The 16,700-nt window shown below is 63.3% G+C and carries 12 protein-coding genes; 5 read left to right on the top strand and 7 right to left on the bottom strand.

Going from position 1 to position 16,700, the window contains the following annotated elements:
• Positions 1–69 precede the first annotated feature (69 nt).
• The 4 genes from ligD to M3P36_RS07070 all read right to left on the bottom strand — a co-directional run bounded on the left by ligD (position 70) and on the right by M3P36_RS07070 (position 7,175).
• On the bottom strand, positions 70–2,580 hold the full coding sequence (gene ligD, locus M3P36_RS07085) for a DNA ligase D (protein ID WP_249702560.1): 2,511 nt from the start codon (positions 2,578–2,580) through the stop codon (positions 70–72).
• 1 nt (position 2,581) lies between these two features.
• The gene (ku, locus tag M3P36_RS07080) at positions 2,582–3,445 is read right to left on the bottom strand and encodes a non-homologous end joining protein Ku (protein ID WP_249702559.1); all 864 of its coding nucleotides are present in this window, start codon (positions 3,443–3,445) and stop codon (positions 2,582–2,584) included.
• Positions 3,446–3,473: 28 nt separating this feature from the next.
• Entirely contained in the window at positions 3,474–4,481 is a 1,008-nt protein-coding gene (locus M3P36_RS07075) for a DNA topoisomerase IB (RefSeq protein WP_249702558.1), read from the bottom strand.
• Between the two features lie 81 nt (positions 4,482–4,562).
• Positions 4,563–7,175: a GAF domain-containing hybrid sensor histidine kinase/response regulator gene (locus tag M3P36_RS07070; RefSeq protein WP_249702557.1), complete on the bottom strand. Its 2,613-nt coding sequence runs from the start codon at positions 7,173–7,175 to the stop codon at positions 4,563–4,565.
• 263 nt (positions 7,176–7,438) lie between these two features.
• Between M3P36_RS07070 and M3P36_RS07065 the strand changes: the two genes are divergently transcribed.
• The 3 genes from M3P36_RS07065 (at position 7,439) to M3P36_RS07055 (ending at position 10,596) form a co-directional block, all read left to right on the top strand.
• Complete coding sequence (locus M3P36_RS07065) at positions 7,439–8,557, top strand: glycoside hydrolase family 130 protein (protein WP_249702556.1); 1,119 nt, start codon at positions 7,439–7,441, stop codon at positions 8,555–8,557.
• Between the two features lie 121 nt (positions 8,558–8,678).
• Positions 8,679–9,350, top strand: a complete 672-nt coding sequence (locus tag M3P36_RS07060) for an SRPBCC family protein (protein ID WP_249702555.1) — start codon at positions 8,679–8,681, stop codon at positions 9,348–9,350.
• Positions 9,351–9,378: 28 nt separating this feature from the next.
• Positions 9,379–10,596 carry a zinc-dependent alcohol dehydrogenase gene (locus M3P36_RS07055; RefSeq protein ID WP_249702554.1) on the top strand — a complete coding sequence of 406 codons (1,218 nt, stop codon included), beginning with the start codon at positions 9,379–9,381 and terminating at the stop codon, positions 10,594–10,596.
• A gap of 57 nt (positions 10,597–10,653) precedes the next feature.
• On the opposite strand, the gene M3P36_RS07050 is transcribed toward M3P36_RS07055, so the two are convergent.
• Entirely contained in the window at positions 10,654–11,388 is a 735-nt protein-coding gene (locus M3P36_RS07050; RefSeq protein ID WP_249702553.1) for a Crp/Fnr family transcriptional regulator, read from the bottom strand.
• Positions 11,389–11,882: 494 nt separating this feature from the next.
• Between M3P36_RS07050 and M3P36_RS07045 the strand changes: the two genes are divergently transcribed.
• Together M3P36_RS07045 and M3P36_RS07040 are read left to right on the top strand one after the other, a co-directional pair.
• Complete coding sequence (locus M3P36_RS07045) at positions 11,883–12,599, top strand: Crp/Fnr family transcriptional regulator (protein WP_249702552.1); 717 nt, start codon at positions 11,883–11,885, stop codon at positions 12,597–12,599.
• A gap of 28 nt (positions 12,600–12,627) precedes the next feature.
• Positions 12,628–12,882 (top strand): DUF6894 family protein, encoded by a 255-nt coding sequence (locus M3P36_RS07040; RefSeq protein ID WP_249702551.1) that lies wholly within the window; start codon positions 12,628–12,630, stop codon positions 12,880–12,882.
• Between the two features lie 6 nt (positions 12,883–12,888).
• Here M3P36_RS07040 and M3P36_RS07035 read toward each other — a convergent pair whose 3' ends face one another.
• Together M3P36_RS07035 and M3P36_RS07030 are read right to left on the bottom strand one after the other, a co-directional pair.
• A complete protein-coding gene (locus M3P36_RS07035; RefSeq protein WP_349630550.1) occupies positions 12,889–14,073 on the bottom strand; it encodes a glycoside hydrolase family 130 protein in 1,185 nt (394 codons plus the stop codon).
• Positions 14,021–16,531 carry a glycosyltransferase family 4 protein gene (locus tag M3P36_RS07030; protein WP_249702549.1) on the bottom strand — a complete coding sequence of 837 codons (2,511 nt, stop codon included), beginning with the start codon at positions 16,529–16,531 and terminating at the stop codon, positions 14,021–14,023. The genes M3P36_RS07035 and M3P36_RS07030 overlap by 53 nt, the downstream gene beginning before the upstream one ends.
• Between the last annotated feature and the right edge of the window lie 169 nt (positions 16,532–16,700).

The following is a 16,700-nucleotide window of genomic DNA, read 5'->3' as shown; positions in this document are numbered from 1 at the left end:
AGGCCAATGCTCCTGTTGCTTCGACCTTGGCCTAGGGGCCTCAGGTTATAGAGGCAAGCTTGCCACGGCCTACAGTTCGGGCAAGGTCTGGCTGGCAAAGCCCCAGCCTTTCAGTTCCGCGCTTGCCGCACGATCCAGCAGTTCCGTTGCGTCGCGAATGGTCCAGCGGTGGGCGCTTTCGACATCGGCCAAGGCGTCCCAGCCGATCGGCACGGCCACCGGCGCATTCTCCCGCGCGCGAGCGGCATAAGGCAGGATCGCCGTGCTGCCGCGCTGGTTGCGCAGGTAGTCGATGAAAATCTTCCCCTTGCGCTTGGCCTTGCTCATGGTGGCAACGAAGCGGTCCGGTTCGGCCAGGCTGAGGGCTTCGGCAAAGCGCTTGGAGAAATCCTTGTGCGCATCCCACGAGTGGCCGGCATCAAGCGGCACGACCACGTGGACCCCCTTGCCGCCCGACAGCATGGCAAAGCTGACAAGGCCAATGTCGGCCAGGTGCTCCTTCAGGTCTGCCGCCGCCTTCTTCACATCGCCGAAGTCCAGACCTTCGTCAGGGTCGAGGTCGAACACCATGCGATCCGGGCGTTCCACATCGTCCACGTGGCAGCCCCAGCCGTGCAATTCGATAGTCCCCATCTGGACGCAGGCCAGCACGCCATCGGCACTGTCCACGTAAAGATAATCCTCGGTGCCGCCGTCCTTCTCGGTGATCGGAACATGATGGACCTCTTCGCCGAACGATCCGGAATCGTGCTTCTGGAAAAAGCACTTCTTCGCCCGCCCCTGCGGACAACGCACCAGGCTGAGCGGGCGGCGGGCGAGATGCGGCAGCAGGATCGGGGCCACTGCAACGTAGTAGTCGGCCAGGTCGCCCTTGGTCGCCTTGGCTTCGGGAAAAATCACCCGCTCGCGGCTGCTGATCCTGACCGCCGATTGCGCGGGTTTCGGAGCGGCCTTGCGCACTTCGGGCGTCACCTCGCTGGCTGGCTTGTCGCCCCGCAAGCCGATGAAGCTGGCGTGGCGGACCGAACCGCCGGCAGTGAATTCCGCAAAGCCGATCTCCGCCACCAGTTCCGGCGTCAGCCAGTGGACCTTGCGCGCCGCCACCTTGTGCACTTCGACCGGCGCGGTCTTGCGTTCCAGTCGGGCGAACTTCTTTGCCAGCATGGCCAGCGTATCATCATCGAAGCCGGTGCCGACATTGCCTTTATAGGCGAGTTCGCCATCCTCGAACTGGGCAAGCAACAGCGAGGCGAACGGCCGCGCCTTGGCCGAGCTTTCCTTCCAGCCGACAATGACGAATTCCTGCCGCCGGGTGCATTTGACTTTCACCCAGTTCTGCGTCCGCTTGCCGAGATAGGCCGCATCGGCCCGCTTGGAGATGATCCCTTCCTGCCCGGCATCGCACATAGCCCGGTAGAGTTTCTCGCCCGCGCCGATCACATGGTCCGACACGGCCACGGCTCCCGCCGCATCCTTGAGCAAGGCTTCCAGCCGCTCCTTGCGTTCAAGGTTGCCCAGCTTGTCGAGCTTTTCTCCATCTTGTTCCAGCAGATCGAAGGCGAAGAATTGCAGCCTCGTACTTCCCTGCTCGCCGTGGCCCCGTTTCAATACCGCCTGGAGCGAGGAGAAATCGGGATTGCCGTGCTTGTCTGTCGCAACGATCTCGCCGTCGATCAGGGCACTTGGCAGGTCGAGCGCAGCAATCTCGGCAGCAAGCGGCGCGAACTTGCTGGTCCAGTCGAGGCCGCTGCGGGTAAACACCCGCACCTTGCCACCAGCCACCGATATCAGCGCGCGGTAGCCATCGTATTTGATCTCGTGCAGCCATTCGTTGCCCGTGGGCACCGCATCAACCAGCGTGGCGAACTGCAGCGGGCGAAATTCTGGCGGCTTGCCCCCGGTCTTGCGCTTCTTCGCGACCTTGCTGTTGTGCTCTGCCGCAGCCTGCATCTTTCCGTCGAACGCTGCGCCTTTAACGCCCTTGAGCGACTGGTCGCCGCCCTGGTCGGCCGCAATCTCGGCCATCGAGCGGCCGGTCAGGACACTGGGCAGGTGGCGGCCAATCAGATCGTCACTCCCACCGGCGTGCTCGTCATCGATCTTGCGCAGCAGCCAGTTCTCGCGCTTCTCGTTGCCGCGCGGCTTCATTCGTACAAGCAGCCACTCGCCATTCATCCGCTCGCCCTGCAGGGTGAAGTGCAGGTGGCCCTCGTCGATGTCTTTTGCGCTTTTGCCCGGGATCGGAGCCCATGTGCCGCGATCCCACAGCATCACCGTGCCGCCGCCATACTCGCCCTTGGGGATTGCGCCCTCGAATTCGGCATAGGCCATCGGGTGGTCTTCGGTCCGCACCGCCAGCCGCTTGTCCGCCGGGTCCGCGCTCGGTCCCTTGGTGACCGCCCAGCTTTTCAGCACGCCGTCTACCTCAATTCGGAAATCCCAGTGCAGCCGCGTGGCGTCGTGCTTCTGGACGATGAACCGGTCGCCCTTGCCCTGCTCCTCCTTACCCGCCGGTTCCGCCGTAGCGGTGAAATCGCGCTTGGCGTTGTACTGGGCAAGGGGATCGGCTTTCTTCGCCATGTCAGGCGCGCTTTTTGGCCGGCGCCTTCTTGGCGGCGGGCTTTTTCGCCGGGGCCTTTTTGGCCGCCGGCTTCTTCCCATCGACCGAAGCTTTCAGCGCTGCCATCAGATCGATCACATTGGACTTGCCGCTCGCTTCACCCGGCTCTTCGACATCCTCCAGCACGCGCTTGCCCTTGGCCTTGGCCTTCTTGTCGATAACCCGCTTCAGCGCATCGACGTAGTTGTTGTGATAGTCCGATGCATCGAACTTGCCCGCCTTCTTCTCGATCAGTGTTTCAGCCAGATCGAGCAGTTCGGCATCGGGCTTGTCGCTGCCGATATCGCTGAAATATCCGGCTGCCTTGTTCACCTCGTCGGCGTAGCGCAACTGTTCCAGCACCAGCCCCTTGCCGCAAGGGCGCAGCCCGACAAGCTGTTCCTGCCCGCGCAGCGAAAGCTGCCCCAGCCCCACTTTCTTCGATTTGCGCAGGGCTTCCCGCAACACGATATAGGCTTCTTCGGCCAAGTCGTCGGCCGGGACTACGTAATAGGGCTTCTCGTAATAGAGGATGTCGATGTCGCCTGCGTCAACGAACTGGACTAGCTCCAGCGTGTGCTTGCTCTCCAGCTTGACCGCCTCGATTTCCTCCTGGTCAAGCAGGACGAAATTGCCCTTCGAAAGCTCGTAGCCCTTGACGATATCTTCCCGGTCGATGGGGCCGATGCCGGGCACCACCTTCTCGTACTTGATCGGCTTGCCGCTGGGTTCATGAATCTGGCGGAAGCTGATGGCATTGCCGCTCTTGGTGGCGGGATAGATTTCCACCGGGATCGAAACCAGCGCCAGCCGGATCTGCCCTTTCCAATATGCGCGTGCGGCCATGATCGATCCTCCTGTTCAGGAGAAAAATTCATGAAGCGGGCTTGCGTTCCTCTGCTGCTAGGAAGGCGATCAGGCCGCGCTCATGGCGGTCGAGATACTTCGTGCGGCGCGGCAGCTTCAGCCCGGCGCGCCATTCGGCCTGCGAGCCGTCCTGCGCGCCGCGCGCCAGGCCGAGCACGGCAGGGTGGATATAGCTCGCCTTGGCGATGGTCGGGGTATTGCCCAGAAACTCCGCTACCTCCTCCGCCATGGCATTGAGCCGCAGGTCCGCCTTGGCGCTGGCGAGCAGTTCGAACGCCTTGACGCTGCCTGCCCATGTGCGGAAATGCTTGGCGGTAAACTCCTCGCCCATGGCGGCCTGGATATAGCGGTTCACATCGCTGGAGGTGACGGGGCAGCGCTGGTCACCGTCGATGTACTGGAACAGGTGCTGGCCCGGCAGGTCGCCCAGCCGCCGGACCAGCCGGGCAAGCGAGGCATCGGTCACTTCGACCTCCTTGTCCTTGCCCGACTTGGCCTTGAAGGCGATGCGCAGCGCCTTGCCCGAAACCTCGGCGTGGCGCTGGCGCAGGGTGGTCGCGCCGTAGGAGCGGTTGGCCTTTGCATAGCATTCATTCCCCACGCGAATGGCCGCGCGATCGAGGAGGCGGACGGCGGCGGCGGTCACCGTGTCGTGCGCAAGCCCGCGTTTGGCCAAGTCCTCGACCACCTGCCGCCGCAGCTTGGGCAAGGCAGCGCCAAAGCTGCCGCACAGGGCGAACTTGCGCGCCTCGCTCTCGGCACGGAAATCGGGATGATAGCGATACTGCCGCCGACCCCGCGCATCGAGCCCGCGGGCGAGGATGTGACCATCGGGGCTAGGGCAAAACCACGCCTCGACATAGGCGGGCGGCAGGGCAACAGCGTTGAGGCGGTCGATCTCGTCCCGGTCGGTTATCCGTTCGCCATCGGCACGATAGTAGGCCCAGCCCCGGCCCACACGACGGCGGGTAATGCCGGGCACGTCGTCATCCACCTGAACCAGCCCCGGCGGCATGCAATCCTCTCGCAATCGTTTATGAAAATCAGGGACATGACGATTGAACGGCGCGACGGTTCCACGCACGGAATCGCGGCTCTAGCGCACGCCCGCCCCATCAACTGCGCGGCGCAGTTCGTCCTGCCCGAACGGCTTGCCCAGCCGCTGCACAGTGCCACCCAGTGCGCCAGGTGTTTCGCCATAGCCGGTGGCGACGATCACCGGCAACTGCGGGTCGATCCCGCGTGCTGCAGCCACCAGTTCGCTGCCTTTCATGCCGGGCATGGCCTCGTCGGTGATCAGCAGGTCGAACCGCTCCCCCTGCTCCAGCAGCCGGAGTGCATCCTCGCCCGAACCAGCCTCCAATGCCACGTGACCAAGGTCCTCCAACATGGCGACAGTGTTCATCAGGATGATCACGTCGTCGTCCACCACCAGGATGCGGCGACCGCCGACAACGGCAGTCGCATGGGGCGAGGCAGGAATGTCGGCGGCCTCGACTGGTCCAGCCGTGGCTACCGGCAGCCATATCTCGGCCCGCGTGCCCTCGCCCGGTGTGCTCTTGAGGCTCAGCCGCCCGCCGACCTGCTGGGCGAGGCCGTGGACCATCGACAGGCCCAGGCCAGTGCCCTTCCCTACGCCCTTGGTGGTGAAGAACGGATCGGTGGCGCGGGCCAGGGTTTCTGCGTCCATGCCCTTGCCAGAATCAGTAACCGACAGGCAAACATAATGGCCGGGTGCCAGGCCGCAGTCGTCATTTGCCGGGACAGTCTCATCCGTTGCCTCGATCACGATAAGTCCGCCATCTGGCATGGCATCGCGGGCGTTCACGGCCAGGTTGAGCAACGCCATTTCGAGCTGGTTCTTGTCTCCCAGAGCGGGCGGCAGGTTATCGGGCAGCCGCATCTCTATCCTGACGCCCGGCCCCAGTGAGCTCCTGAGCAATTCCATCATGTCGGTAACCAGCGAGGCGACAGGGATGACTTCGGTGGCCAGTTCCTGCCGCCGGGCAAAGGCCAGCATCCGCTGGATCAGCGCCGCACCGCGGCTGACCGCGCGCTGGCAGTTGGCGATCAGACCGGCCGACTGGCTGTTCGCCATTTCGCGCTTGGAGAGCAGTTCCAGTCCGCTGCGGATGGCGGTGAGCAGGTTGTTGAAATCGTGTGCTATACCGCCAGTCAACTGGCCAATGGCTTCCATCTTCTGCGCCTGGAACAGCGCCTCGCGTGCCAGTTCCAGTTCGCGCGCAGCTTCCTCCCGCTCGGTGATATCGCGGGTGATCTTGGCAAAGCCGAGCAGGTTGCCATCCTCGTCCTTGATGGCGTCGATCACAACGCTGGCATGGAAACGCGAGCCGTCCTTGCGCAACCTCCATCCCTCGGTGGCGTGCCGCCCCTCGCGCCGGGCGGCATCGAGCGCGCGCTGCGGTTCGCCCGCTGCGCGGTCTTCCTCAAGATAGAATTGCGAGAAGTGCCGACCCAGCGCCTCGGCCGGCGTATAGCCCTTGATCCGTTCGGCGCCGGCGTTCCAGCTGGTGATGTGCCCCTGTTCGTCGATCACATAGATCGCATAGTCGGTCACACCCTGCACCAGCAGGCGGAACAGCGTTTGCGTGCGTTCCAGCGCGGCCGAGCGTTCCTCGACCCGCATTTCCAGCGTCTCGTTGAGGTCACGCAGCCTGATCGCGGTAGCGCGCAATTCTGCCTCGGTCCGGACGCGCTCGATATGGGCCCAGCTGCGCTCGGTCACTTCGCGGATGGTGGCAATCTCGGTTTCGGTCCAGTGGTGCGCCTTGCGGTGATGGATCGCCATCAGGGCCAGAAGCCGCCCCTGCTTGACCAGCGGCATGCAGACGGTGGAGCCGATCCCGATGCGGCGGAATGCTTCGGCTGCGGCGGGAGACAGTTCGGCGCGATTGTCGTTGACCACCAGCGGCAGGCCCGCGTTGAGCTTGCGCACCGCCGTTTCGCCAAATTCGGCCAGGCTGTAGTGGCCGATGATCGAGGCCGATTGCTCGTCGGTCCAGTCGCCGCGAATGGTGAAGCCGTCACCATCCTCGTCCATGTCGGCATAGGCGCAGATCGCTACGCCCAGTTGCTGCGCGGTCAGCCGCGTGGTTGCCGCCATGATCGCATCGGCATCGCGGCTGGCAGCAGTTGCCCGGCCCAGCCGGTCAAGGAAGCGCAGCCGCGCCTCGCTTTCGCGCAAGGCCATGTTGGCGCGCACCGTGTCGGTCGTCTCCACCACGATGGCCATGACCCCGGCCGGATTGCCATGGTCATCAAACACCGGGGAGTAGTCGAGATTGAGCCAGGCATCTTCAAGCTGTCCGGTGCGGTTCAACTGCAGCAGGTGGTCCTTGTAGGCCAGGGTGCCGCCGGCCAGGCCGACCTTCATCACATTGGCGTTGAAATCGGCTACTTCGGGCCATGCCTCCAGCACAGGCAGGCCGAAAATGCGTGGATGGCGGTGTCCGGCGAATGCCGAGTAGGCATCGTTGTAGATCATCGTGCCTTCCTCGCCCCACAGCATCACCAGCGGGACGGGAGAATTCACCAGAAATGCGGTGATCGCGCACAGGCTTTCCGGCCACTGGGATATGGGGCCCAGCGAAGTGCGGGTCCAGTCATGCTCCGCAATGCGCCAGCCCATCTCTCCAGCAGTGCGCAGGAATGAAGGCGCGGGCCCGAAACTGGCTTGGGAATCAGCCACTACACACCTCTTCCGTCCGATGCGGCAACCACAGCAACCTTCCGCCTGCGGGCGGGGATGACGCCAGTCAATAACATGGAATGCAAAAGGACAAGATTTGTGCCGGGAATATATCCCAGATCAACTTTCCGAGCGCGCAGAAGCACTTGCGCCGGCACTGCGGTCTTCATGGGCGGCGCGTTAGGAACCCGATTGCGACACTCGCCGTTCATTTGAAATGCGCCGCCTTGGCGGCATTTACTCGTGCGGGAACATGCCACACCATGCCTTGTCCGGTTGACCACCTGGTTTTCGGCCCCGCCGACGTCGATCGGACACGCTCACCGCTGGACGGGCACTTTGCTGCCGAAACCTATGTGCTGGGGGCCTTCAATCCCGGCCTCACACGCCTTCCCAACGGCAACCTGTTGATGATGGTGCGGATCGCCGAGGCGCTGCGGTATCCGGTTACAGATGGCCACGTCCACGCGATCCGCTGGAGCGATGGCGGCTACGTCGTCGATGCTTGGCCGATCGAGCAGTGCGATATGTCCGATCCGCGCAAGTTCCTGGTCCGCAGCGGTGCATGGAGCGCCGTGGCGCTCACGTCATTGTCATGGCTGCTGCCGGTGGAACTGTCGCCTGACGGACTCGAAGTTGTAGAGGTGCACTACGATTGCGCTATTTCCCCCCAGGCCGATTTCCAGATGTACGGGGTGGAGGATGCGCGGATCAGCAAGGTGGAAGACCGCTGGCTGATGACCACCTGTTCAGTCAGCCCCGAACGCCATTCGACTGTCCTCTATGCCTCCTACAATGGTCTCGACTGGCACCTGGTGGATATGGTGCTGGACCACCAGAACAAGGACATGCTGATCTTCGAAGGCCTGATCGACGGGCATTACTGGGCCCAGACCCGGCCCCTGGGCGATCTCTACTTTGCCTACCCGCCCGGGTCCGACTGGCGCGCCGGGCCTTCGATCAATCTCGCCTCGTCGCCCGACGCGCTGCACTGGAAGCCTTGCGCGAGGCCCGGCATCCGCGCCCATGTCAACACGGTTGCCACGGCGCGGATGGGTGGCGGTACACCGCCCATCCTGACCGATGATGGCTGGCTGACCCTGTGGCACGGAGTGGAACCGAAGGAAGTTGTCGGCATCTATCGCACCTACTGGTCACTGCTCGACCGTACCGATCCATCGAAGGTGATCCATACCGAGCATCAGCCTCTCCTCGAAGCTGCCCCGGACCTGACCCGCCCGCTGGAAGATCAGATGTATGTCCGCGACGTGGTGTTCACCACGGGCATGGTCGATGCGGGCGACTACTTTGTGGTGGCATCGGGCGAGGCGGACCTTGCCTGCCGGATCACCCATATCCCCAAGTCCACTTTCTCAATCTGACCGGACTTGCGACCGGCTGGCGCAAGCCAGCAACGCTTCGGCCAAGCCGGGATCGTGCAAGCACCAACGCTGGAACGAAGGGTGGGCAGGGGCGTCGATTGGCCAGAGAGGAGATTCGACCATGCACTCGTCATTCGGCCGCCCAGGCCATAATCGCGGCACCTCGTTGCTCACCCTCATCGCTGCAGGAGCCGGGCTTGTGATCGCTGGCGCTGGGCTAGCCAGGGTCCTCGCCCAACGGCGCCGCGACGACACTGAGACCGACGCTCCACACTGGACCCTGAAGCGCCGGTCTGATCGCGCAGTATTCGGCAAGGCCGTGCTGGTTAATCGCCCGCGTCAGGACGTGTTCGATGCCTGGAAAGTCGAGCGATTCCCCGAATTCATGGAGAACGTCGTGGCCGTCGAAACGCTCGGCAATGACCGCTCGAAATGGATCATCAAGGCACCGCTCGGCCGCGAAGTCACCCTTGTGAGCCGCATCACCAAGACCGATCCCGGCCGGGCGATTTACTGGCAGAGCGAGGATGGCTCGGATATCGACAACAGCGGCATGATCCGCTTCGAGGATGCCCCGGGCAATCGCGGGACATATGTCAGCCTGGTGCTGGCCTATAACCCGCCGGCTGGCGCTGTCGGCCGCGCCACTGCCAAACTGCTCCAGCGCGAACCCGAGGTGCAGGCCCGCCGTGACTTGCACCGGTTCAAGCAGTTGCTGGAAACAGGCGAAGTCACGACCAATGCCTCACCCTCGGCCCGCAAGTCCGAAGATCCCACCAAGCCCCATATCTGATCAGACCCCAATCCGAGGAGAACCTCCAATGCGCGCCGTAACCTGGCAGGGACGTCACAATATCAGCACCGAGACCGTTCCCGACCCCGAAATCGTCAACCCGCGCGACGCCATCCTGCGCATCACTTCAACCGCAATCTGTGGCTCGGACCTCCACCTCTATGACGGCTACATTCCCGGTATGCGTGCAGGCGACATCGTGGGCCATGAATTCATGGGCGAAGTGGTCGAGACCGGCCCCAAGTCCAGCCTGAAGAAGGGCCAGCGCGTGGTAGTGCCGTTCACCATCAGCTGCGGTCAATGCTTTTTCTGCGAGCGCGATCTCTTCAGCGCCTGCGACAATGCCAACCCTGTCGAAACCCGCGAGGCGACCAAGACCATGATGGGCCAGGCCATGGGTTCGGCATTCGGCTATGCCCACCTGACAGGCGGCTATGCCGGGGGACAGGCGGAATATGTCCGCGTGCCCTATTCCGATGTCGGCCCGGTGGTGATCCCGGACGACATGCCCGACGACGACGTATTGTTCCTGTCCGATATCCTGCCCACAGGCTGGCAGGCGGCAGTCAATGCGGACATCGAGCCGGGCGATACCGTGGCCATCTGGGGCTGCGGTCCGGTTGGCCTGTTCACCGTGCAATCGGCGCTGCTGCTGGGCGCGGAACGGGTAATCGCGATCGATCACTATCCCGCCCGGCTGGACCTTGCTCGCAACATGGGCGCCGAAGTGCTCGACTACACCCAGGTCGATGTACGGGAAGCGCTGGACGAGATGACAGGCGGGATCGGTCCCGATGCCTGCATCGATTGCGTGGGAATGGAAAGCCACGGCCTGTCGTCTGACAATCTGCTCGACCATGCCAAGGCCAAGCTGTTCCTGACCACCGAGCGGCCCCATGCCCTGCGGCAAGCCATCCTCGCCTGCCGCAAGGGCGGTCGCCTGTCGATTCCCGGAGTTTACGGCGGTTTTGCCGACAAGTTTCCCCTCGGCGCGCTGATGGAAAAGGGCCTAACGGTCAAAAGCGGCCAGACCCACGTCCAAGCCTTTACCGCCGACCTGCTCACGATGATCCAGGAAGGCAAGTTCGACACGACTTCGATGATTTCGCACCACGCCTCGCTGGAAGATGCTGCCGAGATGTATCGCCACTGGCACGACCAGCAGAACGATTACACCAAGATCGTCCTAAAGCCCGCGCTGGCTAAAGGTGCGCACAAGCGTTCGAAGGAGGTGGCCCATGCCTGACTGCGAACTGTCAGTCCCGGGATGCGACAACACTAACCCTCTCACGGCGTTGCCTATTCAGGTTGCGGGGCTCGGTTGTCGCCCTTCGAACATGGCGGAAAGCCACGCCTCCCGGAACGGCGGGTGGGCAGATCGAAACAGCACCTCTGCCATTGCCGTCATCGGCCCAGCCTCGGCCAGGTGAAGATACTGGGGAGAGAAAGCTGCCCTTCGCGCGAGTGCTGCGAAATCGGGAATATCGAGCCGCAGCTGGCGCAGTTCCACGCCGTGCGATTGCCGCAACTGCTGGACCGTCCGGTTGACATGGACCTGCGTCAATCCGGTCACCTCGGCGATTTGCGACTGGGTGAGGAAAAAGTCGCAGGATCTGCTGCGCCCCGCCTCGATGGGCCAATGACCCCGCTGGCGCACGAACAGTTCGCAGAAAAGGTGGGCAACCCGTTCGATCGCGCTACGCTGTCCAAGGCTGGTCAGCCATTCACGCTGGATGGCACTTGAGACGATCTCGCTCCGGCAAAGGGCCTGTGACAGACCCGGGCAGGCGGCCATGACTTCCCGCAGTTCGCCAAGCCCCAGTTCGGCAATTGTCGAGCGACGCACCGTCGCCAACGAATGGTCCGACCGCATGACGGTAAAGAGATCAAGATCGCACAGGTCGCCCGGCAGGCAAAGTCCCACGATCTGGCGACGCCCGTCGGGCAATTGTGTGTATCTCATTGCCCAGCCCGACAGCATGACGCGCAGCGCCTGCGGCTCTTCCCCTTCGCGCGCCATGTCCATTCCCTTGGGCACATCTCGGGCATTACGGGCAAGTGCAGCGTCCCATCGTGTGCGCTCGGAGGGGTCCAGCAAGTGGGTAAGGATGTCTTGGAGCGGCATGAGGACCTTTCGATAAGTTGGCACACATCGGCATCTGCCCTCCGACCGGCACTCACATGGATTAAGTTCTCGCTCCCCTGGCTAGATCAGTATCGGTGTCTCGAGATTGAAACGGGCGGCCCATCGATATTGGTCCGCTACACACGGCAGTATGTGCTGCAGCCGCGACGGAACGAACAGCCGGTCACCTTTGCCGCATGTCTTGCGCCGCCGCACGAAGCCTGGGTTGCATTCTCTCGCACTGTTCGAACAGGAACCGGCGTCGACTGACACCGTTGATAGTTCGCCAGCGCGGCTTGCAGCCCAATCGCTCGGCCAATTCGCGGGGCGAAAAGTGGGTAGTTATGAACGGATCGAACCTTACAAGTGTGCGGAAAGTGGAATATGCACGGGCGGACAATCCATCCGTGTTCGACATCTTCCTGCGCAAGTTGCGCAGTCATTCCATGCTGACGACCGAGGACCAGCGTCTGTTGGCTTCGTTGCCGCACCAGATGAGGCGCCTTTCCCCCAATGACTACATCCTGCGCGAGGGGGACCAGGCTACCCAGTGCCCCATCCTGCTGTCGGGCATCGCCTTTCGACAAAAGCATGTGGCGGACGGCGGGCGGCAGATCGTTTCGGTCAAGCTGCCCGGCGACCCGCTCGATTTCCAGTCGCTCTATCTTGCGACCGCCGATCACAGCCTGCAGGCCCTGACCGCGGTCGATCTGGCTGTCCTCCCACTCGCCGCGCTGGAACAACTCGTTGCGGCGCGGTCGAACATCGCACGGTCAGTTCTGGTCGATATCCTGGTGGAAGCCTCAATCGGGCGGGAGTGGCAACTCAACATCGGTCGGCGCAACGCGCTTGAGCGCCTGGCCCATTTCCTTTGCGAATTCGACTATCGCATGCGCCTTACCGTGCGCGGCCTGGACGAAGCGATCGAGATCCCGATGACCCAGGAGCAGCTGGCCGATCTCCTTGGCCTTACCCCGGTGCATATCAACCGCACGGTCAAGACTCTGGTCGAACGCGGTGCCCTGTCACGCCACGGCCGCCGCGTGCGGATCGCCGATATTGCCTGCCTCCATCGGATTGCAGGCTTTTCCCCTCGTTACCTGCACAGCGGTGCTGGCGGGTAAGAGCCTGTTGCACGAAGGAGATTGGTCCATGCCCCGGTACTTTTTCAACACCAGGGACGGTGGCGACGAACTTGACGACCAGGGCCTCGAACTGCCCGATGCTGAAGCCGCGCGTCGGGAAGCGGTGCGGTTTGGAGCCGATCTGCTAAGCGACCAGCCCGATCTCGTCTGTAATCGCGACGGCTTCCGGATCGAGGCGGTGGACGAATATGGCAACTTGTGCGCCACGGTAATCGTGCTGGCGGTCCTGGCAAACACGCCGGACATTGTTTCGGCCCCCTGAGGCCGCTCACACCATCTGGCGCAGCAGGTCCTCCACCCGGGTCGTGGCAAAGCCGATGGCGCTGTCGGAAATGCCGTAAGGGATGAACAGTTCGTCCCTGACTAGCATTGCCCCGCAGGTATAGACCACATTCGGGACATAGCCCTCCCGGTCGCTGTCAGCAGCGGCCAGGATCGGGCAAACAGTGCGCCCCAGCACTTTCGAGGGATCATCGCGGTCAAGCAGGGCGGCACCAAGGCTGTACTTGCGCATGGCTCCCACTCCGTGGGTGAGCAAAATCCATCCCTCGTCGCATTCTATCGGACTGCCGCAATTGCCCATCTGCACGAGCTCCCACGGGAAGCGCGGACGCAGCAGCGGCTCGCCCTCGTCGTCCCAATGGGTGAGATCATCGGACGACAGCAGGGTGACGTTCTTGCCGTCTTGCCGGGCCACCATCATGTATTTCCCCCCCACCTTGCGCGGGAACAGCGCCATGCCCTTGTTCCGTGCGGCGCGACCTTTCAACGGCTCCAGCGAAAAGCTGTTGAAGTCTCGCGTACGCAGCAATTCCGACCGGATCGCATGGCCTGAATAGGCGGTATAGGTGCCGATAAATTCGGTCGAGCCGTCATCATCGGTAAACTGGACCAACCGCAGGTCTTCCAGCCCGTTGCGCTGGGCTTCGGTCACCGGGAACAGTACCGTGCTGGAGATCGCACTGTCGGGATTGCGATGGACCATGACCGCATCGTCAGGGCCGAGGTGGTGGCGGTCGTCCGCCACGGCAGCCATGGCCGGACCGGACTGGGGCCACAACTTGAGATCGCCGTCCGGCCCAATGAAACCCTCGCGAAAAGCGACCGAACTGATGTGCCCCTCACCCACCGCGCGCATCGACATGAGGAAGCGCATCTGCGGGCCGATGCCGCTCTGGTCCGGATGTGGCACCACGCTGGGGTTCATCAGCGCGGCAGCGGCATAGGAATACTCATGGCAAAAATATGCGCCCACAAGCTGCTGCTTGGCAGGCGAAAAACCGGACGGATCAATGCCCGTATCTTCGACGATTTCCGCAAAGCGCGCTTCGAATATCCGCTCGATCTGCCAATGGCGATCGGCAAAATCCTTGCAGATCAGTCCAAGCTCTGCCTCAGCATCATCCTCGCTCAGAGCCGAAATATCGGCGACCAGCTGCTGTGCGCGGGACATCTCGGCCACGCTCTCCTGCCAAGCCAGGTGGAATGGCCGCAGCACCACCCTTGATGGATCGGCCCGCAGCTTCTCGTCCAGCAATCGCAGGGGTGAATGGTCGGGTCTGCAAAGCTGCATCGGTGAAACTGGCCTTTCCTGAAATGCCCCCGACACTGCCCCCAACTATCCCTCGGGGCCAGAATAGGGCGTTCATTTCGACATAGGCAAGGTGAAATGCCAGCAGCGATTCCGCGCCCGTATTGGCGTTGACGCCGTGCGGGGTAAGGCCATCGCGGCACAGCCCTGTGGCTCCATCGACCAGCGCTAGACTGCGGTCGTTGTCGCCATGGAACCAGCGCCAGGCGCTTTCGGCCCGGCTGCTCCATACGGCATCTTCGGTCGCCCGGAATGCGGCACCGCAGGCATCGATGGTGGCCCATGCTTCCAGCGGTTGCTGGTCGAACGGCAAGGTCTCGCCTGCCAGGGCAAAGCCTTCGGAACCCACTGGCCTGAACTGGCCGCGCGAGCCGGTCTGCTGGCGGCATAGCCAATCGAGCCCAGCTAGGCCTGTTCGGGTGTAGTCGGGTTTGCCGAGCACTTCGCCGACCCGGATCAGGGCTTGCGGCAAGCGGGCGTTGTCATAGGCCAGGCCTGCTTCGAACCATTGCCAGCCCTCTGTGGACGATGCGTGCCAACAGCCCAGCAAAGCGTCAGATCCGTCGGCCAACATCGCGCGAGCGCCATCATTGCCCGAGTGACGGGTAAGCACCTCGGCCGCGCCGAGCATCGCGAAAGCGATCGATCGCGGACTGGTGAATTCCGCCGCCATGAAGCGGGTCCTGTCAAACCAGCCTAGCGCCCACACCGCCAGATCGGGAGATGAAGCCCGGCCAGCGCACCAGCCCAGTGCCCAAAGCGCGCGGCCGTTGCTGTCTTCGGACCCTTCGTCTTCAAGCCATCGGCGGTCATAGCCCATGAAATTGCGGAAGCGGCGCTTGTCCGGGTTCCATGCGTGCTGGACAAAGCTGGCGTAGGACAGGCCATGATTCGGGCTGTGACGGCTGGAACCGAGGGCCACCTCCAGCATCAGGGCCCGCGCGTTGTCATCGATGCAGTAGCCGTGCGCCCTGTCGGGCACGATGCCACAGGCGTGCTGCAGCATGCCCACTGCGTCGCTCATTGCCCGCACCGCGTGAAGCGGCGGCGCAGCGCGGGTGGCGGGGACAGGCCGGCCATCGCCGACCGCTGCGCGCAGCACCCGCGCAAACTCGCCTGCCACCGTGGGCCAGGCGGTCTGGCGGCCCCGCTGGTAGGCCCGTCGGCGTAGAGCCGACAACTCGCCAGGATCGGCCAGCAGTTTCAGCACTGCGTCTGCAATCGCCTGGCTGTCGGTATCGGGCAGGAGCACGCCCACCCCATCGGCCAGCAATTCGCGCGCGTGGACGAACGGCGTGGACACCACCGCCCGGCCCAAGGCAACGGCATAGGCGAGGGTGCCAGAGGTGATCTGGGCCAGATTGGGATACGGCGCGAGGTAGATGTCGCAAAGTTCGATCTGGTCGAGCAGTTCGGGCAGGTCGAGGAAGCGGTTCTCCCAGGCAATGTTGCCAGCCACGCCCAGGCTTTCCGCCAGGTCTTCCAGGCTCCGGCGATAGGCTTCGCCTTCATGCGCGATCAGATTGGGATGGGTCGCTCCGACAATGCGGTAGAGCACATCCGGGTGGCGTTCAGCGACTGCCGGCAGGGCGCGGATGGCTGCCTCCAGCCCCTTGCCCTGTCCGATCAGCCCGAAGGTGGATAGCACCGGCCGGTTGCCGATTCCGAGCCCGTCCCGCAACGGCGAGCGTTCCACATATGGCCGGTCGGGCGTCCCATGCTCGATCAGGGCGATGCGGGCAGGATCGGCCCCATAAACGCTGACCAGGGTATCGCGCCCGAAACCGCTCATCACCACCAGCCGCGAGGCGCGGGCGACCAGGCGCTTCACCACCCGGCGCTGCGGCGCGCTTGGCTGGGCGAGGATCGTATGGAAGGTGACGATCAAGGGCGCGGCCACACGATCCACCAGGTCGAGCACCAGGTCGCCGGCCTCGCCGCCGAAAATGCCGAATTCGTGCTGCAGCCAGACCGCCGCTGCACCGCTGCGATTGATCGCATCGGCCGCAGTTCGGTAAGTGGCACGATCCTGCTCGTCGATGGCCATGGCCATAGCCGCGTCACCCGGCTGGTCGGGAGCCGAGCGCATGGCATAAATATCGACCTTCATGCCCGGCACTGCGGCCAGCAGGTGATCATAGCTATCGGCGGTAAAAGTGGCGATCCCGCACTGGCGGGGGCGGAAGCAACCGACCATGGCCAGATGGCGGTCAAGACGGGGCTCGAATATGCCCGGCAAGGGATGCCCGAGCGCCGTGTGAAACACTTCTTCGTCCTGCGGGAAATCCCGCAGATGCCTGTCATCAGCATCGTGCTTCATGCTCGCGCCTCCAGTTCGCCAGCAGAATTGCTCCGCGCCCGATGGTCCCGACTGGCGCCAGGATCTGGTGTCTTGGAGTAAACGTGGCAGTCACGCGAATAACGCGTGCTGCAGTGCACAAGTTCCCCGCGTACCAGTTCGGAATGACGATAAATCCTGTCCGTACAAC

Source organism: Altererythrobacter sp. KTW20L, assembly GCF_023501975.1.
Lineage (GTDB): Bacteria > Pseudomonadota > Alphaproteobacteria > Sphingomonadales > Sphingomonadaceae > Alteraurantiacibacter.
Note: the sequence above shows the minus strand (reverse complement) of the source record. Positions and strands in the feature narration are given on the sequence as shown.

Coding starts and splice junctions, on each gene's coding strand:
- ligD (WP_249702560.1), bottom strand. CDS start 2,580: ATGGCGAAGAAAGCCGATCCCCTTGCCCAGTACAACGCCAAGCGCGAT.
- ku (WP_249702559.1), bottom strand. CDS start 3,445: ATGGCCGCACGCGCATATTGGAAAGGGCAGATCCGGCTGGCGCTGGTT.
- M3P36_RS07075 (WP_249702558.1), bottom strand. CDS start 4,481: ATGCCGCCGGGGCTGGTTCAGGTGGATGACGACGTGCCCGGCATTACC.
- M3P36_RS07065 (WP_249702556.1), top strand. CDS start 7,439: ATGCCTTGTCCGGTTGACCACCTGGTTTTCGGCCCCGCCGACGTCGAT.
- M3P36_RS07060 (WP_249702555.1), top strand. CDS start 8,679: ATGCACTCGTCATTCGGCCGCCCAGGCCATAATCGCGGCACCTCGTTG.
- M3P36_RS07055 (WP_249702554.1), top strand. CDS start 9,379: ATGCGCGCCGTAACCTGGCAGGGACGTCACAATATCAGCACCGAGACC.
- M3P36_RS07040 (WP_249702551.1), top strand. CDS start 12,628: ATGCCCCGGTACTTTTTCAACACCAGGGACGGTGGCGACGAACTTGAC.
- M3P36_RS07035 (WP_349630550.1), bottom strand. CDS start 14,073: ATGTCCCGCGCACAGCAGCTGGTCGCCGATATTTCGGCTCTGAGCGAG.
- M3P36_RS07030 (WP_249702549.1), bottom strand. CDS start 16,531: ATGAAGCACGATGCTGATGACAGGCATCTGCGGGATTTCCCGCAGGAC.